A 5971-nucleotide genomic window follows, 5' to 3' on the forward strand; every position below is an offset into this window, starting at 1 on the left:
GTGGCGGTGGGCCGCAGCGGCAGCGCCTGGGGCACGGGCCTGCACCCGGCGCAGAGCGGCGGTCCGCAGAAGCAGGAAGGCGATGGGCGCAGCCCGGCCGGGATCTTCGCGATTGGCGAGGCGTTCGGCTATGCGGACAAGGTGAGCACTTCCCTGCCCTACCAGCCGATGCGCGAGAGCAGCTACTGCATGGACGTGCCGGATTCGAAGTACTACAACCGCATCGTCGATGCGGAGGTGGTGGGGGCCGAGGCGGTGGAAGGTTCCACCGAGCCGATGCGGCTGGACCTGCACAACAAGGGCGACGTGCGGTACCGCGAGGGCTTTGTGATCGAGCACAACCCGAAGGCGGTGCCGCGCGGCGGCAGCTGCATCTTCGCCCACCTGTGGCGCACGCCGGGCGAGGCCACCGCCGGCTGCACGGCGATGGAGCCGGCGCACATGACCACGCTGCTGGGCTGGCTGACGCCGGCCGCGCGGCCGCGCTTCGTGCTGTTGCCGAAGGCGCAGTACGCGCAGCTGCAGGCGCAGTGGCAGCTGCCGGAGCAGGGCGCGCCATGAGCACCTCGTCCCCGGGCGCGCCTTCCGAACCGCAGTTGGAGCGTGCGGTCAGCCGCTGGCAGATTGTCGGGCTTTCGATCAACGACGTGATCGGCAGCGGGATCTACCTGCTGCCGGCGGCCACGGTCCTGCTGCTGGGTCCGTTCAGCCTGTGGGGCGTGGTCGCGGCGGGCATCGTGGTGGCGCTGCTGGTGCTGTGTTACGCGCAGGCGGCGAGCTACTTCGACGAACCGGGCGGCAGTTACCTGTATGCGCGCGAGGCATTCGGGCGCTTCGCCGGATTTGAGATCGGCTGGATGATCTGGCTGACCCGGATCAGCTCGGCGGCGGCGCTGAGCAACGCACTGGCCGACGCGGTGGCGCGGTTCTGGCCGTGGGCGGGACATGACCTGGGCCGGGTGCTGGTGATCGTGGTGTCGCTGGGGTTCCTGACCGCGGTGAACGTGATGGGCGTGCGTTCGGCGGCGCGCACCGGGATCGTGCTGGTGATCGGCAAGCTGCTGCCGTTGCTGCTGTTCGTGATGATCGGAGCGTTCCATGTGGACATGGACCTGGCGTTCTCGGGCCAGCGCCCGGATCCGCATGACCTGCAGCGCATGGGCGAGGCGGCGTTGCTGCTGCTGTATGCGTACGCGGGCTTTGAGAACATTCCGGCGGCGGCGGGCGAGTACCGCAACCCGAAGCGCGACATCCCGTTCGCGCTGATCACCATGATTGTGACGGTGACTGTGATTTACGGGGCGGTGCAGTTCATTGCGCAGGGCACGCTGCCGGGGCTGGCTTCCTCGGCGACGCCGCTGGCGGATGCGGCGGCCGGGTTTGGGGGCGAGGCGCTGGCGCTGATTCTGACCGTGGGTGCGACGATTTCGATCCTGGGCACCAACAGCAACACGATGATGATGGGACCGCGCTTCCTGTTCGCGCTGGCGCGCGATGGCTACGGGCCGAAGCTGCTGGCGCAGGTGCATCCGCGCTTCCGCACGCCGGCGGCGGCGATTGTGACCCAGGGCTTGATTGCGCTGCTGCTGGCGCTGAGTGGATCGTTCGTGCAGCTGGCGTTGTTGTCGATGACCACGCGGTTGTTTGCGTATATCGGCACGGCGGCGGCGGTGATCGTGCTGGCGCGGCGTTTCCGCGACCGGCCAGGGGCGTTGAGGCTGCCCGGTGGGCCGTTGATTCCCATCCTGGCGCTGGTGCTGTGCCTGGCGCTGTTTGCCAGTGCGAGCTGGCAGAACATTGCGGCGGCGTTGATTGCGTTTGCGGTGGGTGGGGTTATTTATTTGATGCCGCGGAAGGGCGGTCACGACCAACGGTCGTGACCTACCGGATCCGGATCGTCGGCGCACGATCGGGCGGTGGGTTCGTTGGTGACCCGACGGTAGGCCACGACCGTTGGTCGTGGCGGGACGTGCGGCCGGTTTGATCCACCATTCACCCGCCGCGCCCACGGCGTTAACCGGCACACGGCTACGGTAGACCCTCACCCCACCGGAGCCAGACATGAGCCCTGATTATCAGATTCCCGGCCGGGTGCCGGAAGACGGCGTGCCGCGCGAAGCGGTCTCCGACTACTGGCGCGAGCGCTTCAGCGCCGAACCTTACTACGACAGCAGCAGCGACCTGATCTTCGAGGATTACGAGCCTGCGTATTACCTGGGCTACAGCGCGCGCCACCAGCGCACGCGGGCCGACGAGGTGATCGCGGCCTACGAGCAGGTGGAAGCAGAGCTGCAGTCGCGCTGGGCGCAGGAGCATGCGACCAGCAAGCTGACCTGGGAGCAGGCCCGCTCGGCCGTACAGCGTGGCTGGGATGAGTCCACCGCGTTGCGGCAGGCGCATCTGGACAAGGGCGTGCCAAGGGGGACGTAAGTCCGGGCGATACGTGGAAAGCGGTGCCATCGGCCCGGCCAATACCGGGCGCGTGGCGACGCGTTCATCACTGCGGCTCGGCAGAGCTATCGGAGCGCGGAAGCGGCGGCAGCTTGGCCGTGCGCTTGGGTTCATCCACACCCGCGGCCATCAGGTCGCGGGTGTTCTTCTGTACGGCCACGGCACCGAACAGGCTGAGCGCGAAGGCCATGCCGTAGAAGCCCTTTTCGCTGAGCAGCAGGGTGGCGTTCCACAGGCCGACCAGCAGCAACAGCAGCGAGGCCAGCAGGGCGAACCAGCACAGGGCGTAGTAAAGGCCGCTGACCGGAATGCCTTCCACACGGTCGCGTACGCTCTTCTGCAATGACACCGCGGCGAACAGGCCGAACAGCAGCAGGGTGAGGTAGTAGCCCTTCTCGTTGAGCGCCATTTCGGCGTTGAACAGGCCGATCAGGTAGGCCGCCGCGCCCAGCAGCAGTGCCGTCCAGGAGGCCGCGATGAAGGCGGGAGAAGGCTTCTGTACGCTGGTGGTCATGGGGCGAAACTCCGTTTTGAAGCATCCGTGTTGCTGCGTACGGTAGCTGAATCGGGGCCTCGCGCCTACGGGGATGACCTATGGTCCACGCGGTGTTGATGGCCATGCTGTACAACCGTGGCTGGATATCGCACCCCTGACGGAGACACCCTGATGCCCCGCCATCTGCTGCTCACCCTGGCCCTGGCCGCCACCCCCGCCCTGTTCACCACCGCCTGCGTGGCCGCCGGCCCGACCGCTGCACCAGTGGTCCAGAAGGCCGACTGGCCGTTCACCGCCACTGAAGTGGCCCGCTTCGACCAGCCGTGGGCAATGGCCTTCCTGCCGGACGGCAGCCTGCTGGTGACCGAGAAGGAAGGCGCGCTGCAGCACTTCAACGTGCAGACCGGCAAGCGTGCGGCGATCACGGGCCTGCCGAAGGTGGCCTACGGCGGCCAGGGCGGCATGGGCGACGTGCTGCCGCACCCGGACTTTGCGAAGAACGGCTGGGTCTACGTGAGCTACGCCGAAGAGGGCGACGGTGACACGCGTGGCGCCGCCGTTGCGCGCGCCAAGCTGGTGCTGGCTGCGGATGGCAGCGGCACGCTGCAGGACTTCAAGGTGATCTGGCGGCAGACCCCGAAGGTGAGCGGCAAGGGCCACTACGGCCACCGCCTGGCGTTCGGCCCGGACGGCAAGCTGTGGATCACCTCCAGCGAGCGGCAGAAGTTCGACCCGGCCCAGGACATGAGCGGCAACCTGGGCAAGATCATCCGTCTGAATGACGACGGCACTGTGCCGGGTGACAACCCGTTCGCCTCGCAGGGCGGCGTGGCGGCGCAGGCGTGGTCGATCGGACATCGCAATGCGCTGGGCATCGCCTTTGATGCGAAGGGCAAGCTGTGGGTGCACGAGATGGGCCCGGCCGGCGGCGACGAGCTGAACCTGATCGTGCGCGGCAAGAACTATGGGTACCCGATCGTCTCCAACGGCAATCATTACGATGGCCGCGAGATTCCCGACCACAGCACGCGTCCGGAATTTGAAGCCCCGAAGATCACCTGGACCCCGGTGATTTCGCCCGCCGGTTTCATCATCTACAACGGTTCGCAGTTCCCGCAGTGGAAGGGCAGCGGTTTCATTGGTGGGTTGTCGTCGACCTCGCTGGTGCGGGTGGCGTTTGATGGTGACAACGCCCGGGAAGCGGAGCGGTTTGCGATGGGCGAGCGGATCCGTGAGGTTGAGGAAGGCCCGGATGGCGCGATCTGGGTGCTGGAAGATGGCAGCAAGGCGCGATTGTTGAAGTTGACGCCGAAGCGGTAATTCGCCACCGCGTGGGACGCGCCATGCGCGTCCTTCGCGGTGCCGCATCGGGCAATCAACTGCCGATGTTGTTGACCTTCACTTCGGACTCCCCGCACGCCTTGTCCAGGCACTTGCCGGTGATCCACACCTCGCCCTGCCCCAGCATCACGCCCTGCTGGTTGACGAACAGGGTGTCGAAACGCTGCTCGGCGATGAGCGCCTTCAGCGCCGGCGTGACAATCTTTGCGTAATCGCGCTGGAATGCAGCGGCATCGGCCAGCTTCACGGTCTTGCCGTCCACGCTGACCCGCACCGGGTAACGCAGCAACGCGGCGACGGCGGCACTGTCATCGGCGGCAATGCCGCGCTGCAGGTCGTTGAACACCTTTTCGTATTGATCGGCATCGCCGAGCAGGCGCTCGATGCGCTGGCGCGCGTCGCCTTCCGCGGCGGCGGCGTGATCGTCGCCGGAGGCGGCGGCTTCACCGGCAGCCACTTCGGTGGTCGCGGGTGCGGGCGTGGTGGCTGGGGCCGGTTCGCTGGTGGCGGGGACCGCGTCGGGGGAATTGCCGGCCACCGGCGCGTCTTCCGCGGGCGCGGTGGCGGTGGGCGCTTCGGTGGTGGAGGAAGATTCGGGCTTGCTGCAGGCGGCCAGCCACAGGGGGGTGGTGAGGGCGAGGAGCAGCGGGAGCGGAGTCAGGCGCATGTGTGTTCCATCCGAATGGGATGGTGCCAGCGTAGGTCAGTGCGTGTGACGACAACGGTATCCGGTAGCGCCGAAGGGAACGGCAGGAGCCGTTCCCAACGTCGCCTAGCGACGGCCCGAAGGGTGGATGCCAGGATGGCATCCATAACGTTGGCCGGCCCACCGAATGTGTCCCACGTTCAGGAGGGCCGGCCAACGGCCGGCGCTACCGGATTTATCCCAACAACTCGAACTGCACGGATTCCCCGGCAATCGAACTCGCGCACACCCACACATCAAACAACCCCGGCTCGGCGCGGTACACACCGTCACGCCCGGTGAACCCCAGCGCATGGCGATCCAGGGTGAACACCACTTCGGCGCTCTCGCCCGGCTGCAGCGCGATCTTGCGGAAGCCCTTCAGCTCGCGCACCGGCCGCACGCGGCTGGCGACGCGGTCGTGCACGTACAGCTGCACCACTTCCTCGCCGGCGACGGCACCGGTGTTGGTGACCGTGGTGGTGATGGTCAGGGTGTCGTCCCAGCCGAGCCGGGCCTGGCTGAGCTGCGGCACGCCGTAGCCGTAGGTGGTGTAGCCCATGCCATGGCCGAACGGGTACAGCGGCGCGTTCGGGATCTCGCGCCAGCGTGCCTTGAACTCGGACATGGTCGGCAGCTCGGGGCGGCCGGTACGCGGATGGTTGTAGAAGAACGGCTGCTGCCCGCTGACCTGCGGGAAGCTGACCGGCAGGCGGCCGGACGGGTTGTAGTCGCCGAACAGCACGTCGGCCACGGCCGGACCGGTCTGGGTGCCGAGGTACCAGGTGATGGCGACGGCGGCGGCGTTGCGCACCGCGCCCTGCAGCGCCAGCGCGCGGCCATTGCGTAACAGCACCACCAGCGGCTTGCCGGTCATGGCCACCGCTTCGGCCAGCGCCTGCTGCGCCGGCGGCAGGGTGATTTCCACGCGCGACTGCGCTTCACCGCTGTAACGCTGCGGCTCGCCCAGCGCCAGCACCACCACGTCGGCGCGCAGC

General features: G+C 67.6%; 7 protein-coding genes. 4 read left to right on the forward strand and 3 right to left on the reverse strand.

Annotation, left to right across the window (positions count from 1 at the left end):
- The 3 genes from EGJ34_RS19990 to EGJ34_RS20000 all read left to right on the forward strand — a co-directional run.
- The coding region (locus EGJ34_RS19990) for a L,D-transpeptidase family protein (protein ID WP_125362192.1) at positions 1-561 on the forward strand (561 nt) is incomplete at its 5' end.
- Positions 558-1880 (forward strand): amino acid permease, encoded by a 1323-nt coding sequence (locus EGJ34_RS19995; RefSeq protein WP_125362193.1) that lies wholly within the window; start codon positions 558-560, stop codon positions 1878-1880. The genes EGJ34_RS19990 and EGJ34_RS19995, both read left to right, overlap by 4 nt.
- 181 nt (positions 1881-2061) lie before the next feature.
- Positions 2062-2430 (forward strand): hypothetical protein, encoded by a 369-nt coding sequence (locus EGJ34_RS20000; protein WP_125362194.1) that lies wholly within the window; start codon positions 2062-2064, stop codon positions 2428-2430.
- A 67-nt stretch (positions 2431-2497) separates the two neighbouring features.
- Here EGJ34_RS20000 and yiaA read toward each other — a convergent pair whose 3' ends face one another.
- A complete protein-coding gene (yiaA, locus tag EGJ34_RS20005; protein ID WP_125362195.1) occupies positions 2498-2965 on the reverse strand; it encodes an inner membrane protein YiaA in 468 nt (155 codons plus the stop codon).
- Between the two features lie 153 nt (positions 2966-3118).
- Here yiaA and EGJ34_RS20010 point away from each other — a divergent pair, with 153 nt between their 5' ends.
- Entirely contained in the window at positions 3119-4267 is a 1149-nt protein-coding gene (locus EGJ34_RS20010; protein ID WP_125362196.1) for a PQQ-dependent sugar dehydrogenase, read from the forward strand.
- 55 nt (positions 4268-4322) lie between these two features.
- Here the strand turns inward: EGJ34_RS20010 and EGJ34_RS20015 are convergent, their stop codons facing one another.
- A complete protein-coding gene (locus EGJ34_RS20015) occupies positions 4323-4955 on the reverse strand; it encodes a hypothetical protein (protein WP_125362197.1) in 633 nt (210 codons plus the stop codon).
- Positions 4956-5169: 214 nt separating this feature from the next.
- Positions 5170-5971, reverse strand: an 802-nt coding sequence (locus EGJ34_RS20020; RefSeq protein ID WP_185750270.1) for a glycoside hydrolase family 3 C-terminal domain-containing protein, incomplete at its 5' end; no start/stop codon positions are given.

Origin of the sequence: Stenotrophomonas sp. 278, assembly GCF_003935715.1 — a bacterium.
Taxonomy (GTDB): Bacteria; Pseudomonadota; Gammaproteobacteria; order Xanthomonadales; family Xanthomonadaceae; genus Stenotrophomonas; species Stenotrophomonas maltophilia_AH.

Coding starts and splice junctions, on each gene's coding strand:
- EGJ34_RS20000 (WP_125362194.1), top strand. CDS start 2,062: ATGAGCCCTGATTATCAGATTCCCGGCCGGGTGCCGGAAGACGGCGTG.
- EGJ34_RS19995 (WP_125362193.1), top strand. CDS start 558: ATGAGCACCTCGTCCCCGGGCGCGCCTTCCGAACCGCAGTTGGAGCGT.
- yiaA (WP_125362195.1), bottom strand. CDS start 2,965: ATGACCACCAGCGTACAGAAGCCTTCTCCCGCCTTCATCGCGGCCTCC.
- EGJ34_RS20015 (WP_125362197.1), bottom strand. CDS start 4,955: ATGCGCCTGACTCCGCTCCCGCTGCTCCTCGCCCTCACCACCCCCCTG.
- EGJ34_RS20010 (WP_125362196.1), top strand. CDS start 3,119: ATGCCCCGCCATCTGCTGCTCACCCTGGCCCTGGCCGCCACCCCCGCC.